Origin of the sequence: Pseudomonas sp. NFPP24 (genome assembly GCF_900112095.1) — a bacterium.
GTDB lineage: Bacteria > Pseudomonadota > Gammaproteobacteria > Pseudomonadales > Pseudomonadaceae > Aquipseudomonas > Aquipseudomonas extremorientalis.
On the sequence record NZ_FOKD01000016.1, the window covers coordinates 106893 to 123192 of the forward strand.

Below are 16300 nucleotides of genomic sequence, written 5' to 3' on the forward strand. Positions count from 1 at the left end.
TCAGAATTCGTCCTTGGCCGGGCGCTGGGGCTGCACCTCCATGTGCGGTTGCTGCTGGCCGTCGCGCACCGACCAATCCACATGCAACAAGCCGCTGAGTGTCCAGTAGTCATCCGGCTCCAGCACGTACAGGTGCCCATCGGTGGCAAGGCGCGACAGCCATTCAGTCGGCTGGTAATCGACAGGGCCGAAAAACAACTGGCCAGTGAACAGCTCCTCCTCCCGCGGGGTAAACCTGGGTTGGTACTTGAGCAAAGCACCTTGACGCGTGGTCAGGTAGCAGAAGGCGCCCTGGACGCCGCCCACTTTCAACAGGTTGCGATAAAACCCCAACTCGTCCCGACTGACGAAATGAGCCGCGAGGTCTTCATTGCCGGAGCCCTCGCCCATTGTCTTGTAGAAAAGATGGCAAGCCTGCAGTTGGTACCCCTTGGGATAGTCCGGTGTCGGCGGGTCGGGAAACAGCAACGTGCTTTCATACAGAAACAGGCGTTGCGGCACCGATGACTCGATACCGTGGTCCTCAAGGGGTTCGGCCGCAATGAACGAAGCCCGCGCAGCATCCACCAGAATCGCCCCCAGCCCTTGCTCCTTTTGGAATGTCCCCATGCGGTGGGCGGTCGCGCGGGCAGCGTCGTCCGGGTGTGAAAACAGCGGGCCGAACAGTAATGGACGGTTTTGCCGCGAGTCTGCGGCCTTGGGGCCGGCAACCCAGTCGGCGTCGACCTTGCCGCGCACGCTCCACGTGGTGCTGACCTGCTCCACCTGAATCTCCAGGGCACCGGCTAACTGACGCACATACGCCAAGGCCTGCAAGCGTCCGGCCTTAAGCTGCCGCCAGATCTCGGTCGAAGGCATGCCCGCGGCGAACGGCGTGGCGCTGGTGGGGTTCAGTTTGAGCCAGGCGCCGTCCACACACCCCACATAGATCGGCAAATAGGCATGATGGGTCGGCGTTCGCACGCCCCAGGCGCGCGCCAGGTCCTGGGGCGACACGAAACGGCTGTACAACGGGTCGTGCTCCAGAATGTCCGCCCTTGCCGGCGGGCACAGGTAGAGCCCCAGCAGCTCGAAGCCCTGGGGCGCAAGGCCGTCGAGCATCACTCGGTCCAGGCTCAATGCCCCACTGTCACCGGGCAGCGGGACACTGGCCACATACCGCTCGACATGCCTGGCCTTCAACAGCAGGCCGAACTGCAGACGCTCACGCGGGCCAGCCAGGCGGTGCAGATAAGCCTGCAGGTCAATGCGTTGCGCGAACACCGGCGTCAGTTCCGTATCCGCCGTGACAGGCCCCGTCATGGCCGAGACAGCACCGGGTACCCAGTGCGTGAGCGTGCGCGCGGCCCCCCACAGTGCACTGCCCTGGACAACCCGCAGCTCACCCGCACGGGCAACGCGATTGACGAACTCGCTGGGGGTCAGGGTGCCGTCGCGAAAGCTGCGTTCGATGTCGTTGCGTTCGGGGTGATCCTTGTCGCGGCCGCGCACCGACACTTTATGCTCCAGGCTCTGTTCAAGCGCGTTGTGGCTGGGCGTGTAGCACAACAGCGCATCGTCGTCGCACAACAGGTATTCAGGCCCGACCGAATGCCTGGACGGCACCGTCGAAGGGCTGAGTATCGCCGCCAGGAACGCCGTGGAAAACATGTTCCAGTACACCGCGCGCTCCTGCTCGGGAAGCGCAAAGGGCACCTCACCCGCCACCCGCGAGTGGTAACGCGCCACACAGGTACTGGCGTGCAGAAACATAGCCTGCGTCACCAGTTCATCAAGGCGAATCCAACCCGGCGCGAAGTCTTCGACCTGCACCGGCAACGGCTCGGTGGCAGTGAACAAGCCGTCGGTACGCCGCAGGATCAGCCCGCCGTACACTTGGTCGCGCCGCGCGCCCAGGCGCTCCAGGGCATAACGCGCGGCGTCATCCGCGTTACTGAATACCGGGCCCAACAGGCGACGGCTGATGTGCGCGAACGCCAGCCAGTCGGCTCCGACCCGCCCTGGCACGTCCCAGCATTCACTGGGCACCCGCACAGACAATTGACCACTTGCCGCCATTTGGCGGACATAGCTGCGTGGCGTCAATGTCAGCGCCAGCTTGGCCGGCAGCACCTGCGGATCGACCTGGCCGGAGTCGTCGACAAACAGGGGAAACGGATCTTGCCGGGTGTGGAACTCCAGCAGTGCGCCATCGAGTGGCGAACAGTACAGCGGCAACGGTGACATCAGCCCTCCACGCCTCACGCCACGCTCATCGTAGAGGGCCTGATACAGCGCCTGCGCATCGATGAAATGGCGGGCCAGCCAGGCCTCCTGCCCCACCAGTGCGCGGGCCATGCGCTGGCAGGCGTAGTACACGGCATACACTCGAAACTCATCGATCAGGACCGGGGCGCCGAACTCTGCAGCGTGATAGAGGCGATCCAGCAAGTGCCCCGGCAGGACGGGAGTGGCAGCGAACTCATCCAGCGTCACATGCTTGATCACCAACCCCAGGCCACTCGCGCCGATGGCGTAGCGCGTGCGCCCACGGGCACAGGCGTGCTCCACGGCCTGGGCGGCAGTGGCAAACACGGGGCCCAGTTCCGGTGGTGAGGCAACCCGGTACTCATCGGGTTCGAACGGCCCGGACCAGTCGCTCTCCACCTTGCCCGCAGGCCCCCAGACCCGGCTGCCCACCACCACCCGCAGCAACCCGCCCAAGACCGTTTCGCGCACCAGGTCGCCAGGCTGCAACGTGCCGTCCTGCAATTGGTGCTGCACTTCACTGCCACCGGGGCCAGGGGCGACGCGGGCACGCAGGTCATGGGCCATGCCCGGCGCAAACGGCTCATAGCACAGCAGGCTGTCCGCCGAGCCCGACAGGTAGGCCAGCGGGACGTCCTGTTGCAGGCCGAACACAGCATGCAAATCCGTGTCCGTAAACATCTGGCCCGCGATTGCCGCTTCCTCTTCAGACCACTTGAAAGCGCCGTTCTCGGCGCGTCTGCGCGAGCTATAGATACCCCGTACACGATGCCCCTTCGGCAGCAAGATGAGCTGGCCATGGCGGTCCAGCGGGTAGACCTGGCTCAAGTCGAAACGCCCGCCTGGGTTTGCCAACGGCTCGGTCGCGACGAAGCGGTGATCATCACGCTGCAGAATCAGGCCGATGTAGCTGTGATCGCGCCGGCTGCCGATTTGCTCGTGGGCGTAGCGCGCGGCATCATCAGCCATCACGAACGCCGGACCAAAGGTCAGGGCATGACGGGCATAGGGTTTCCACTGCGCACCGACGCGTCCGGGAACGTCCCACAACAGGCTGGTGCGCAGCACCGTCAGCTCGCTGGCTGCAGCCACTTTCCGTACAAACTCCAGGGGCGTCATAACGCCCGCCACCAACCCCGCATTCAGGTTGTTGTCGATGCCGCGCTGCGACGTCGGTGTTGGATTGAAAAATGGCGACTGCGCCTGGGCATTGGCGAACAGCAACTTGAGTTGCGCACCGTCATAAGTGCTCAGATAAAACCCGAACCCGGGCCCGCCGGTGACCACCCTGGACAAATTGATAGCATGGGCCAACGGCAGCGGTTGGATAAAGCGCTCATACAACCACGGTTGCCTGACCTTCGGCGGCGCGGGCACATCGGCACACAATGTATAGGCCCCCACAAGTGTCCAGATATGCGGGATAAAGAAATTGCCGTCGTTGTCCGACCGAAACACAACCGCTGGATCGAACTGCACCTGAGCCACCACTACCGGCTCGGTCGCCATGAATGCCTGGCGGCTGCGGTGCTTGAGGATGAATCCGACTTGCTGCGCGTCGGGATTACGCAGCAGTTGCTCATGGACCAGCGCCATGACCTTTTCGGGGTCGTCCAGGATCGGCCCCAGGTAAGGCTCTTGGACAATGGGGTTCGGATTGGGCAAGTAGGCACGCCACTGGCTGGACAGGTCTGCACGCCACCCCGCCCAGACCGGCGAGCTGACGACCACCGATACTTGGCCGACCGCCAGCAATTCCTGGATGTAGGCTTCGACCGGCTCGCTGTCCAAGGGTAGCGCCGGTGTCGCCTGCCCCTTCAGCCGAGCCCGCATGCGCAGGACAAAGTCCTGTGGCATCGGCCCCTCATTGAGCACGAACCTGACCAGGGAGCCTTGCGGCCCAACGGTGTAGAACACCCTTAAAAAGCTGGTCGCCAATACGGCCTCGAAGCAGGGGACACTTTGCGTGAGGGTAATGCGGGAGGCCGACCAGCCCGGGCGCAGGCGGCTGATCTGGGCATGACGGTCGATATCACAGAAGTAGTACGCCTCGTATTGATAGCCATGGTTTCGCATCTGAACGAAGGCCGGGACCATGGTCTCGACATCGCTGAACAGAAAATCCTCCAACCGCCCTTCTTGAGGGTACGAAGCGCGACAGTAGCCCTGCGCGTCGGTAAAGATATACCCGCCGCAGGATCGGCCCTTGGTCCTGTCGATCTGCGCCGCCGCGTAACGTGCGGCATCATTCAACGCGCCAAAAGGTGGGCTCAGGCGGTGCAACAGGGTCTGGGCGGAATAGGTCATGCAGTTCACTCCTTGATAAAAGGGTGGACCACCACCCTTACAGTGCCACCATCTTGGCGAGGGGCGCAGAGAGCAGGCGTTAGATAACTAATGTGCGCGCACCATAACGGCTCAGCGAGCGGGCCGTGCTCGAGCATGGCGCACCAATACGGCGCACTTCACTGCGCCTGCCCACCGTGACGTTGGGCTTGCCCCCGGCACGTCCTTTGCTTTACCCAGGCACGGCCTAAAAAAAGACCACCTGCATTCACCATGAACCTGCCCGCCTCCACCGCCCTGTTCACCCCCAGCTGGCATGCCGAGCTGGAACTCGGCTACGCCCGTATCGGTGACACCACCCGCCCGGTGATGCGTCGCCACCTGGGCCCGCTGCGGGTGCAGAAGCACCTGTACGCCGAGGGCCCCGAAGTGTGCCAGCACATCATCGTGCACCCGCCCGGCGGGATTGCCGGCGGTGACCGCCTGGATATCCGCGCGCATGTCGCCGAAGGCGCCTGGGCGCAATTGACCAGCCCCGGCGCGGCCAAGTGGTATCGCGCCAGCGGCCCTGCCTATCAGCAACTGAAACTCACCGTGCAAGCCGGCGCCACCCTGGAATGGCTGCCCCAGGAAACCATCGTGTTCAGTGCGGCCCAGGCCGAGCTCACCACGCGCATCGACCTGCAGGGCGATGCCCGTCTGTTTTACTGGGACGTGGTCGCCCTGGGTCGCCCGGCCAGTGGCGAGCGCTTCGATCTGGGGCATTTCCAGTCTCATCTGGATATCCGCCGCGACGGCCGGTTGCTCTGGCATGAACGCCAGCGCATTGTGGGCGCCGACGGCTTGCTGGAGTCGCCCATCGGGCTGGATGGCCAGCCGGTGTTCGCGACGCTGCTGCTCACCGGTGAAATCGACACAGACTTACTGGAACACTGCCGCACCCTGCCCCATGCAGTACGCGGCGACCTGACCCAATTGCCCGGCTTGCTGGTCGCCCGTTGCCTGGCCAGTGAAGCACTGCTGGCGCGGGCATGGCTGATCGATTTATGGCGCTTGTTGCGCCCGGCGGTGCTCGGCCGGGAAGCCGTTTCACCACGAATCTGGAGTACCTGAACCATGGACCTGACCCCACGGGAAAAAGACAAACTGCTGATCTTCACCGCAGGCCTGGTGGCCGAGCGCCGGCTGGCGCGCGGAGTGAAGCTCAACTACCCGGAAACCATCGCCTACATCTCCGCCGCGCTGATGGAAGGCGCCCGCGACGGCCGCACCGTGGCCGACCTGATGCACTACGGCACCACGTTGCTCAGCCGCGAACAGGTGATGGAAGGCATCCCGGAAATGATTCCGGACATCCAGGTGGAAGCCACCTTTCCCGACGGCACCAAACTGGTCACCGTCCACCAACCCATCGCGTGAGGCCTGGTCATGATTCGTGATGCGACCCAAGACGACTTGCCGGCGATCCGCGATATCTACAACGATGCGGTACTCAACACCACAGCGATCTGGAACGAACAGCCGGTGGACCTGGGCAATCGCCAGGCCTGGTTCAGTGCGCGGCATGCCCAGGGATACCCGATCCTGGTCTCGCTGGAAAACGATGAAGTCACCGGTTATGCCTCGTTCGGCGACTGGCGCCCTTTCGAAGGTTTCCGCTACAGCGTCGAGCACTCGGTGTATGTGCGTCACGACCAGCGTGGCAAAGGCCTCGGCCCACGCCTGATGCAAGCGCTTATCGAACGTGCGCGGGAAGGCGGTAAATACGTGATGGTCGCCGCCATCGAAAGCGGCAACCTGGCTTCCGTGCGCCTGCATGAACGATTGGGCTTCGTGACCACCGGGCAAATGCCGCAGGTAGGCATCAAGTTCGGCCGTTGGCTGGACCTGACCTTCATGCAACTGGCCTTGAACCCGGGCGCCGAACCGCCCCAGGAGTGAAAACGATGAACGCCACGCACCTGCGTCGAGTCAATGCAGAAAGTTTTGCCCATTACCGCCCGGGCTTGATCGAGTTGTTGCTGGATGCCGTCAGGCACGGCGCATCGGTCGGCTTCATGGCGGACTTCGATGAGGCCCAGGCGCGTGCTTACCTGAGCACTGTGCAGGCGAGTATTGAAGACGCCAGCCTGTTGCTCTGGGTCGTGGTACGCGACGAACAGGTGATCGCCAGTGTGCAATTGGCCTTGTGCCAAAAAGCCAACGGCCTCAACCGCGCCGAAGTGCAAAAGTTGCTGGTACACAGCAGCGCGCGGCGTCATGGCCTGGGCCAGCAACTGATGCACACCCTGGAGCTCGCCGCACGCCAGCACCAGCGCGGCCTGCTGTACCTGGACACCGAAGCCGGTTCACCGGCCGAAGCCTTCTACCAGTCGCTGCGCTACACCAGGCTCGGTGAACTGCCCGACTACTGCCAAAGCCCGGACGGGCGCTACAGCCCGACCGCCATTTACTTCAAGAAACTGGGGCAACCTGCATGATTCCTGGCGAATACCGGATCCAGCCTGGCGACATCGAACTCAACGTGGGCCGGCGCACCGTCACTCTAAGCGTGGCCAACAGTGGCGACCGGCCGATTCAGGTGGGCTCGCACTACCATTTCTTCGAGACCAATGACGCACTGACGTTTGACCGGGCGGCGAGTCGTGGCATGCGCCTGAATATTCCGGCGGGCACGGCGGTACGCTTTGAACCTGGTCAAAGCCGTGAAATCGAGTTGGTGGATTTGAGCGGTGGGCGGCGGGTGTTCGGGTTTGCAGGTCGGATCATGGGTGATCTTTAGGGCCTTATCGGGGGCAAGCCCCCTCCCACATTTTGACCGTGTTCACACATCAAGGTGGGAGGGGGCTTGCCCCCGATAGCGATCTCACATTCAACACATATCTTCAGGGCAACCACATGAAAATCAGCCGCCAAGCCTACGCCGACATGTACGGCCCCACCGTCGGTGACAAGGTCCGCCTGGCCGACACCGAGCTGTTCGTCGAGGTCGAACAGGACTTCACCGTCTACGGCGAAGAAGTGAAATTCGGTGGCGGTAAAGTGATCCGCGATGGCCAGGGCCAAAGCCAGTTGCTCGCCCATGAAGTGGTCGACACCCTGATCACCAATGCCTTGATCATCGATCACTGGGGCATCGTCAAGGCTGACGTGGGCTTGAAAAATGGCCGCATCCACGCCATCGGCAAGGCCGGCAACCCGGATATCCAGCCCGGCGTGACCATGGCCATCGGCGCCAGTACCGAAGTGATCGCCGGTGAAGGCATGATCCTCACCGCCGGCGGCATCGACAGCCATGTGCACTTCATCTGCCCGCAGCAGATCGAAGAGGCCCTGAACAGCGGCGTCACCACCCTGATCGGCGGCGGCACAGGCCCCGCCACCGGTACCAATGCCACTACCTGCACCTCTGGCCCGTGGCACCTGGCGCGCATGCTCCAGGCCAGCGACTCATTCCCGATGAATATCGGCTTCACCGGCAAAGGCAACGCCAGCCTGCCCGAGCCATTGATCGAGCAGGTCAAGGCCGGCGCCATCGGCTTGAAGCTGCACGAAGACTGGGGCACCACCCCCGCCAGCATCGACAACTGCCTGAGCGTGGCCGACGAGTACGACGTACAAGTGGCGATCCACAGCGACACCCTCAACGAGTCCGGCTTTGTCGAAACCACCCTCGCCGCGCTCAAGGGCCGCACCATCCACACCTACCACACCGAAGGCGCCGGTGGCGGCCACGCGCCGGACATCATCAAGGCCTGCGGCTTTGCGAATGTGCTGCCCAGCTCCACCAACCCGACACGGCCCTTCACCCGCAACACCATCGACGAACACCTGGACATGCTGATGGTCTGCCATCACCTCGACCCGAGCATCGCCGAAGACGTCGCCTTCGCCGAAAGCCGTATCCGCCGCGAGACCATCGCTGCCGAAGATATCCTGCATGACCTTGGCGCATTTTCCATGATCAGCTCCGACAGCCAGGCCATGGGCCGCGTCGGCGAAGTCATCACACGCACCTGGCAGACCGCCGACAAAATGAAAAGACAGCGCGGCCCGCTGCCGGGCGACGGTGCAGGCAACGACAACTTCCGGATCAAGCGCTACATCGCCAAGTACACCATCAACCCGGCGATTACCCACGGCGTCAGCCATATCGTCGGCTCCATCGAAGTGGGCAAGTGGGCCGACCTGGTGCTGTGGCGCCCGGCGTTCTTCGGGGTCAAGCCGACGCTGATCCTCAAGGGCGGCGCGATTGCCGCCAGCCTCATGGGCGACGCCAACGCCTCGATCCCCACGCCGCAACCGGTGCACTACCGGCCGATGTTCGCCAGCTTTGGCAGCGCCTTGCACGCCACCAGCCTGACCTTCATCAGCCAGGCGGCCCGTGACGCCGGGCTGCCCGAGGCCCTGGGCCTGAAAAAGCAGATCGCCGTGGTCAAGGGTTGTCGCGACGTGCAGAAAACCGACTTGATCCACAACGATTACCTGCCCGACATCGACGTCGATCCCCAGACCTACCAGGTCAAGGCCGACGGCGTGCTGTTATGGTGCGAACCGGCGGATGTGCTGCCGATGGCCCAGCGTTACTTCCTGTTCTGAGGTGTACGGCCTGCGTCCGGTTACAAGTCCTGGTACAAGTCTTCGATGCTGTCCAACTTGGCGCGCTGTAACGCTTCGTCGGTGAGCTTTTCCACCTGGGCCCGGTCTTGCGCCGCCAGTTTCTCCATTTCGGCGTCGAGCTGCGCCTGGGTCATCAGTGCCCCCGGCGGCACCTCGGCGGCCGGCTTGCCCAGGTGTTCCGCCAGCCGCAGTACCTCGCTGCGCCAACGGTCCTTTTGCACCGGATCAGCGGCGTCGAGCCAGGCTTGCTGGGCATCGCGCAGATCCAGCCAGGCCTCTGCCTTGCCTTGCAGCGTCCTGAAGGGCTCTGTGTGGGCCTGCCGGAGATAATCCAGCCAGAACGGCTGCTCACTGATCGATTGCCGCAACAGGTTACCTTCCTCAAGGGCGAGCACTCGCTTGCGGGCCTGTTCGATCATGTCCGCGGTCACGTCCGGCTCCGAGAACATCATCCGAGCGGATTGCCAGGGCAAGTGCAATTTGTCCCGGGGCGCCAATTCGGTCGCGTAGATCAGGTAGACCTCTACCTCGTCGATGTCGCGCATCGCATTGCCCTGCGCATCGCGATGGGTGATGCGTTCGCCATCGGCGTCGCGCTCGGGGTATTTGCGCCCTTCGGCCAGCAGCGCATCGACCCGGGCACGAGCGATCCGACCCAGTTCATCCAGGCGTGACTTGCCGCGCGCCACAGCCAGCAAGTCGCGCTCCACCGTGTCCGGGAGAAGCGAGTCGTACGCCCGCGCCACCAGCACTTCAACGCCCATGGCATTGAACAGTTGGGCACCGGCATCCACACAGGTGGTGGGCGCCGCGGCCATGGCAAACAGTTTTTCACGCAAGGCTGTGTTGGCGGCCGCGGATTCGATCATTTTCCACACTTTGCGCGTGAGATCGATTTTGGCCGCGCCCTCTTGTTCAAGTGCATCTGCCGATTCGGACAGTTTGCGCAACTCATCGAAAAACGGCTCGGACCCGTGCTCATTTTCCAGGGCGTCCCAGGTGTCCTGTTTGGCCTGCCACTGCTCATCGCTCAGGCCGCTGCGCCAGTGGATGCTGTCCATCACCCCCCGCAGCGGATAGGTACGGTCCGGCTCCAGCCCGACGGACAGTCGGTAGCCCCTGACGATCTCCAGATTCTGCGCAGAAATGAACGTCGGTTCCACGCTGATACGGGTACGTGCCACGGTGTTTGCGTGGCTTGACCCAGGTTCGACCTGGGGAACGCTGTCCAACCGATTGGCGCTCAGGTCCAGCACGAACGAACGCGCCCGTGGTTGCTCAAACAAGCCCGTGGGCCAGGTGGTCTGCCCGCTGTTGCTGAGCAGCAGCATGCCCAGGTCCGGCATGCGGCCGATGTCGGGCGCGCGGCCAAGCGGATTGCTTTCCAGCCCCAGGTAGTTCAGCTCCGTAAGCCCACTCAAGTGGTTGACGGCGTTCGTGTCCAGGACGATCCGATTATCGGACAGGTCCAGTGCGGTCAATCGCTGCATCTGACCTATCGGCTCCGGCAGCACCCTCAGTTTGTTGCCATCCAGGCCCAACCGCCGCAGCCGCTTGAAATAACGCAGGAAGGGGCTAGGGTCGGTCGAGATTTTCGCATCCGATAGCTCAAGGGCCGAAACATGGTCGAAATTGGCGGTCAACAGCGGCAGTTGCTCAAGCTGGCCGTGCAGGTCTTCGCCGGACAGGTCGAGGACTTGCCCATGGGCATACCCGCTGATATCCACATCCTCGGGGCCCGTGCGGCGCCAGGCTTCGCGCAAGGCCTTGACGATCCGCAGCCGGGCGAACCGTTGTTGCTGGAACGCCCCGGAACGACGCTGCTCCTCGGTGACCTGGTTGAAGTGTTCGCGTTGCCAGTTCTGCAACGTGTTGTCGAGTGTCTTGTACTCCAGCTCCAGGGCCTTGAGCCGGGATTGGTACTCCAACCCCATGTCGTCGATGAACGCGTTTATTTGCTCGAAGGTAAACCCAGGGAAAAGGGTGCGCACGCGCTCCTCGATGATATGCCCCCAGACCGTATTCTGACCGTGGTTGCTGGCCAGGTACCCCAATTTCCCGCTCGCCAGGCGCAGTGACGGCCGATGTGAAAAGAGGTACCGCCGCTGCTGGAGTTTAAGCACCGTGCGCAACTGGTCACGGGGCAGCGCCGCGGCAATGATCCTGGCCTTCAGCTCCTGCCCTTGCTTGATGTTCGGCAAGCCGATGGCCTGGCGGTGCTCGTCGGGCAAGGCGTGCTGGATGGCTGAGTAGAGGTCGTCGGGCTCATGCAGGGTTTCATCGCGGACATTGCGTGCCTGGTAACGGCCCTCTCCAACCCGCACCAACACCTTGCGTTCAGTCGCCTGCTGCGGGCCGAAACTGGCCCGTAGCTCACCGTCCAGCTCTGCCTCACGCACTTCCAGGCGCAGGTTGTCCTTCCATCCCGCCAACCTCGGCACTGAATTGACGACCAGGGCTTCGGTGTCCTTATCCGCCAGCGCCTCCAGGTACAGGCCCTCGTAGGCGTGGGTCAGGCGCATGTTCTGCTGCAGTTCGTGTGCCTGCTGCGCCAGCCGCAGCGGCACACGCTGCTGGGTGTCGAGCACTGCTCTCTCCTGCGCAGTAGCGCTTCCCAACAACTCCTGGACCATGAGCGTCGGGACCCGCGCAAACTGGCGCTTGATCAATTGGGTTGCGGCGTCCGTGGGCGGCTGCTGCTCGGCGTAGAGGCTGCGCATCAATCGCGCGCGCTGGGTAACCGCGAAGGTTTGCAGGCGCGTCTTCAGGGCCGCGCTGCGCAGTTCCGGCGTCCTGGGGGTGTAGCCAGGCAACAAGGTGTGGATCTGGGCTTCATCGAGAAAAGCGATCACCCGCGCGGGTAACTGGCCGTTCATCAGTTCTGTACGGCTGATCCGCAGGGTGTCGCGGGTGGAAGCGCCGGGAGCGCCGTACTTCACCGACGGGCTGCCTGGCTCGGTGTCCGAAAACGCTTCGATCGCCAGCTGTTGCGGCCAACCCGTGAGGTCCACGGCCAGTGAGGCTGGAAAGCTGCACAATGCGCTGGAATGCTTGCCCGCGCCGATTTCCTCGGCCACCGTCCCCGCATCGCGATAGGCACGGAATTGGCGAACGGTATCCAGCAGGATCGCCGGCACCGGCTCACCTTCGACATGCACCCGACGCAAGCGGTCTTGCGTCACGCCACTGGCGTGGCGGATCTGTTCCAGCTCGGTGTCACTGAAACCGTCCATCACCGGCCCCAGGCGGCGCATCAGGGTAGCGCCTTGCCACTTCAAGGGTTGCTCAAGTTCATGGTTCCAGGCGCCCTCGCCATTGGCGGTCAGGCGCGGCAAATAGGCATCGTCCCGTGACGGGTGCTCGATATGAAAACGCTCGGTCTGCGGGTCTTGCCGTACCGCATAGCGCTTGCCCTCCAGTTCCAGCAGCTGTTTGCCGTCGACCTGGTGCAGCCCCTGTGCGTCGGCGACGGAACCGGCGGGCAACGGCGAAGTATGCTCGTAGATGGACAGATCGGGCTTCCACAGCCGGGTCTTGCCGCTGGGCAACTGCACCGCCTTGAGCTGCTCGATGAAGGGCGACAGGGTCAAGTGAGCCACGCCCACACCGGCCGCCAGCAGGGCCAGGTTTTCCAGCACATCGGTGATATGCGCCCAACCGGCTTCGCGGTCCCCCTGTGCCCACTCGATAACACCGTCCAGCACTTCGTATAGCAACTGCCCCGCCGTGACCAGGGACATCGCCACCCCCAGCGGCGGAACCACCATGCCCAGCAGGTTCACGGCAAACAGGCCGGTATTCAGATAATGCTCAAGACGCCGCGCACGTTCAGCATCGTCCGCGTCGGCAGTGCTCACGGCCTGGGCCCGCGCATCGGCATACAGGCGCTTGCGCAAGCTTTCGTAGCGATGGGGCCACAGGTCCACTTCCTCCCACAGCCCCTTGATCGCATTCGCGCCGATATTGAATTCCGGCGCGCTGATCGGCACCCGTATCTGCTGCCGAGGCTCACCGAAAATCGATGGAATACTCTGCAGGTACGACGGCGTCACCAGTGACGTGAGGTACTGGCCCCATTCGGACCGCAACCAATCCTCGATGAACGATCCTGGCGGTGCATCCACCACCAGCTCGGTAAGCCGGCGAAAGTAGTAGGGGCGATGCCGGTAATCAATGAACCGGCTGTAGAACCGCTGGTATTCGGTAACCGGTAACTCTACGGAGCGGTCGCCATGGGTCTGCGTGCCGGCAGTAAGACGGGCTGTCACGGCGTTGCTGAAGTCGGCAAATGACGCGTACCGCTTGATCGGATGCTCGGGGTCGTCCGGGACGTAGATAATCACCCATTGGGAATAGCGATATTTGACGCAGGGGTCGATGACCAGGCAATCGCTCATGCGCAGGTTCATCATGCACGGCACGCGGTACCACACTTGCTTGTCGCCCAGCATGATCGATTGTTCACCGGCCAGCACACGCATCAGCAAGGCATGATCGCTCGCGTCGATATCACCCTTGACCAGGGCCAGGTAGGCCGCCGCCTTGAACGCGGCTTTCTGGTGGGTCAGGTAGCGCTCGCGCAGCAAGCCCTCGGCGACCGCGTCCTGGGGTTCCAGGAAGGTCTTGAGGTAGGCCTGGTACTGCGCGCCAAGGTCCAGGTCACGGCACAATTGCACAAAGGTTTCGATCTGCAACGAAGTGGCATGGCGTTCGAACTGGCCGCGCGCATCGGGTGGGGTGATAAAGCCTGAGGATTGGTTGAAAAATCCCTTCTCGGCCTCCCGCGCTTCGAAGTTGTTCAACGCCGCCTGCAACAACGAAAAGGACTTGCTCTTGAACCCGCCCGTTGGCCGGCCGAAGGCATCTTCCACCGGTGAATAAAGCCGCAGCCAGGTTTGATGGACGTCCAGTTCGAAGCCCGCTTTTTTCAAGGCCGCCTCCAGCAACGGCTGGGCAAACGCAGTCACTGACTGCAATTTGCCCATGGACTTTTCCAACTGGTTGAGCGCATCGCAGCGCGCATCCATCAGGGTCTTGAGCTGGTCCTTCTGGACCTGGGAGGCGGCGGCGTACCAGTCGGGAATTTGCGGCGCAGTCTCTTTGAGGGCCTGACGACGCTCAGGCGAGGCCTGGATAAGGCATGGTGCGATGGCCTGTTTGATCAGCGTGTAATGCTGGCCTTGATCGATGGGTGCGGACGATGCGGAGGGTTCCACTGCGAGGGACTTGGACATGGGATGACTACTGTGTGACTTGAAGATCACCGGATCCTAGCCCCCCCGCAGGAGGGAGCGGGGTTAACTATTTATCCGCCCGTCAACGCGGTTACGCGTGTGCTGTCCAGGCTCCGCGCCCCGTCCGTTCGTGCGCCCCCTGCCGAGGGTGATCGACTCGAAGAGGTCGCGGGTCACATCCTCGACGGGCGGGCTCTCCAGTAGACTGTTCATCTGAGTCTCAGGCAGCACCGCCGCCTCCACGGCAGCCCTCAATTGCTCTGGGTTCGACAAGTGCAGGCGGCTGCGTTCCTGGGGCCGCAATGCGTCCCAGACCAGTGTGTAGAAATCCCGCCTATCCTCCTGGACGGGCACTTCCAGCATCCTGCCGGGTTCAGCCGTCTCGATCCCGATGGCATCCACGGGAGCGCCCCCCAATTGCTGCTTGAGCTCAATGCGAGTGCCCGATTCCCAGCCGGGCAGTGTCTCCAGCAAGCGCAAGCCCAAGCGCATGCTGTCCAGGGCCGGCGGTGTACCGTACTGCAGGTCCTCATAGAGACAGAATTCGCGGATGAACCGTTCGCACACCCTGGCCTGTTCGGCCTGCACCTGCGGCAACAGACCGCTGCTACGAAACGCCCGTAATTGCTCGGGATTCAATGTCGCTACCAACCGCTGAGCGATGGGCGCAGATAGATGGGGACAGGCATCGAGCACACTGCGCACGTCCCGGCAGACTTGCCTGGCGAGGGCCTGCATGAGCGCATCAATCCGCTCACGTCTGAAGCAACCCGCATAGCGACCCAGGGTTTCGCGCAATTTGCCGGCGCGCACCGCCAACGTCTCACCCTCTTCCCCAGGTATTTTCTGCAGGGTTGGATCGCTGCGCTGCAACACGCGCAGCACTTCTTCCAGCACTTCGCCTCGCGCCAATTGCTGCTCACTCAGGGGCAGCCTTATGGGCGGCGTGGACGAAGCAATCAGATCATCGAAGTACACCTGCCCGCCCCCCAACACTTGCAGACGCGGTGCATCGGGCAAGAAGCCGCAGTGTTTCATGAAGTACAGTTGATACCTCGGATCGGCGTGGGAGTAGACCAGCGGATCCGTGCTTTGCATCTGCTCGACAAACATTCCGAGGTGCTGACGCATACGAGCGCGAAGCCGTGTGTAGTGCAGTAATGAGGTCAAAAGTGGCTGGGACTGCATCAAACTCTGGCACGACACTCCCACGGAGGAAGACGGCAGAGGGGTCGCAGCGGAGGTTGGGCGTGTTTCGTCGGTCATGGTGATGCTCCTGAAGCATAGGAAGACTGAATCTGAGCCTTCCCCACCTGCAGGTGGCGGTAGATAGTTAATCTGCCTGTGCATACCTATCTACCGCGTCATGTCCCTGCGCGGGTGATGTGCTGTCCGCTCCCAAATCCAAGGAGTGACTCATGGCAGCTTTACCCCCAATGGACGAGATTCGCCCAGCCGTCTCGGAGAGTGTGCACACCACTTTCCTCGAGAGCGCCATCCCCGACTGGCTGAAAAAAGCCACGCCGCAACAGTTAGATGCACTCAAGACCGCGCCCGACGCACTGCCAGACTGGTACCAGCACGCCTCTGCGGCGCAACGCCAGTCGCTTATGGACTGCATCACCGCCGGCTTCACGGCCCAGAGCACGCTGGACAACGCCATGTCCCAGTTGCAGGACATCGACACCTTCGCCCGGCCGTTGTTGGTCAAGGCCCTCAAGGATCAGTTCAAGGTCGAGCTGGACGTCGACAAAACCTATATCCGCCTGAGAAAGAGCGTGACGATGGGTGTCTTCAACGTCACCGCCGGCTGGTTCGAGGCGCTCAAGCTGCCACTGCTGCAAGCCGCCCTGCACAATTTCGAAGCCGCGGAATGCGAAGCCGGTGCCTTTCATGCCTCCTCGGGGTTCGTG

At 62.8% G+C, this 16300-nt stretch carries 10 protein-coding genes and 1 pseudogene; 7 read left to right on the forward strand and 4 right to left on the reverse strand.

Features of this window, described 5'->3' with window-relative positions; translation table 11 throughout:
- Positions 1-4554 carry a hypothetical protein gene (locus BM026_RS26755; RefSeq protein ID WP_093530655.1) on the reverse strand — a complete coding sequence of 1518 codons (4554 nt, stop codon included), beginning with the start codon at positions 4552-4554 and terminating at the stop codon, positions 1-3.
- Positions 4555-4806: 252 nt separating this feature from the next.
- Between BM026_RS26755 and BM026_RS26760 the strand changes: the two genes are divergently transcribed.
- From BM026_RS26760 to ureC, 6 genes are all read left to right on the forward strand, one after another.
- Positions 4807-5646 (forward strand): urease accessory protein UreD, encoded by an 840-nt coding sequence (locus BM026_RS26760; protein WP_093128426.1) that lies wholly within the window; start codon positions 4807-4809, stop codon positions 5644-5646.
- 3 nt (positions 5647-5649) lie between these two features.
- On the forward strand, positions 5650-5952 hold the full coding sequence (gene ureA, locus BM026_RS26765; protein ID WP_003171437.1) for an urease subunit gamma: 303 nt from the start codon (positions 5650-5652) through the stop codon (positions 5950-5952).
- A 9-nt stretch (positions 5953-5961) separates the two neighbouring features.
- Complete coding sequence (locus BM026_RS26770) at positions 5962-6474, forward strand: GNAT family N-acetyltransferase (protein WP_092249871.1); 513 nt, start codon at positions 5962-5964, stop codon at positions 6472-6474.
- Between the two features lie 5 nt (positions 6475-6479).
- Positions 6480-7013 (forward strand): GNAT family N-acetyltransferase, encoded by a 534-nt coding sequence (locus tag BM026_RS26775; RefSeq protein WP_071491632.1) that lies wholly within the window; start codon positions 6480-6482, stop codon positions 7011-7013.
- Positions 7010-7315, forward strand: coding sequence for an urease subunit beta (locus BM026_RS26780; RefSeq protein WP_092249868.1), 306 nt, complete (start codon positions 7010-7012; stop codon positions 7313-7315). The genes BM026_RS26775 and BM026_RS26780 overlap by 4 nt, the downstream gene beginning before the upstream one ends.
- A gap of 116 nt (positions 7316-7431) precedes the next feature.
- Entirely contained in the window at positions 7432-9132 is a 1701-nt protein-coding gene (gene ureC, locus BM026_RS26785; protein ID WP_071491633.1) for an urease subunit alpha, read from the forward strand.
- A gap of 20 nt (positions 9133-9152) precedes the next feature.
- Here ureC and BM026_RS29720 read toward each other — a convergent pair whose 3' ends face one another.
- The 3 genes and pseudogenes from BM026_RS29720 to BM026_RS26795 all read right to left on the reverse strand — a co-directional run bounded on the left by BM026_RS29720 (position 9153) and on the right by BM026_RS26795 (position 15653).
- Positions 9153-10643, reverse strand: coding sequence for an NEL-type E3 ubiquitin ligase domain-containing protein (locus BM026_RS29720; protein WP_371914423.1), 1491 nt, complete (start codon positions 10641-10643; stop codon positions 9153-9155).
- A gap of 2769 nt (positions 10644-13412) precedes the next feature.
- A pseudogene (locus BM026_RS29725) lies at positions 13413-14387 on the reverse strand (dermonecrotic toxin domain-containing protein); the annotation flags it as partial.
- Positions 14388-14450: 63 nt separating this feature from the next.
- A complete protein-coding gene (locus BM026_RS26795; RefSeq protein WP_093530659.1) occupies positions 14451-15653 on the reverse strand; it encodes a hypothetical protein in 1203 nt (400 codons plus the stop codon).
- A 152-nt stretch (positions 15654-15805) separates the two neighbouring features.
- Between BM026_RS26795 and BM026_RS26800 the strand changes: the two genes are divergently transcribed.
- On the forward strand, positions 15806-16300 hold a 495-nt coding region (locus BM026_RS26800; RefSeq protein WP_139217583.1), incomplete at its 3' end, for a dermonecrotic toxin domain-containing protein.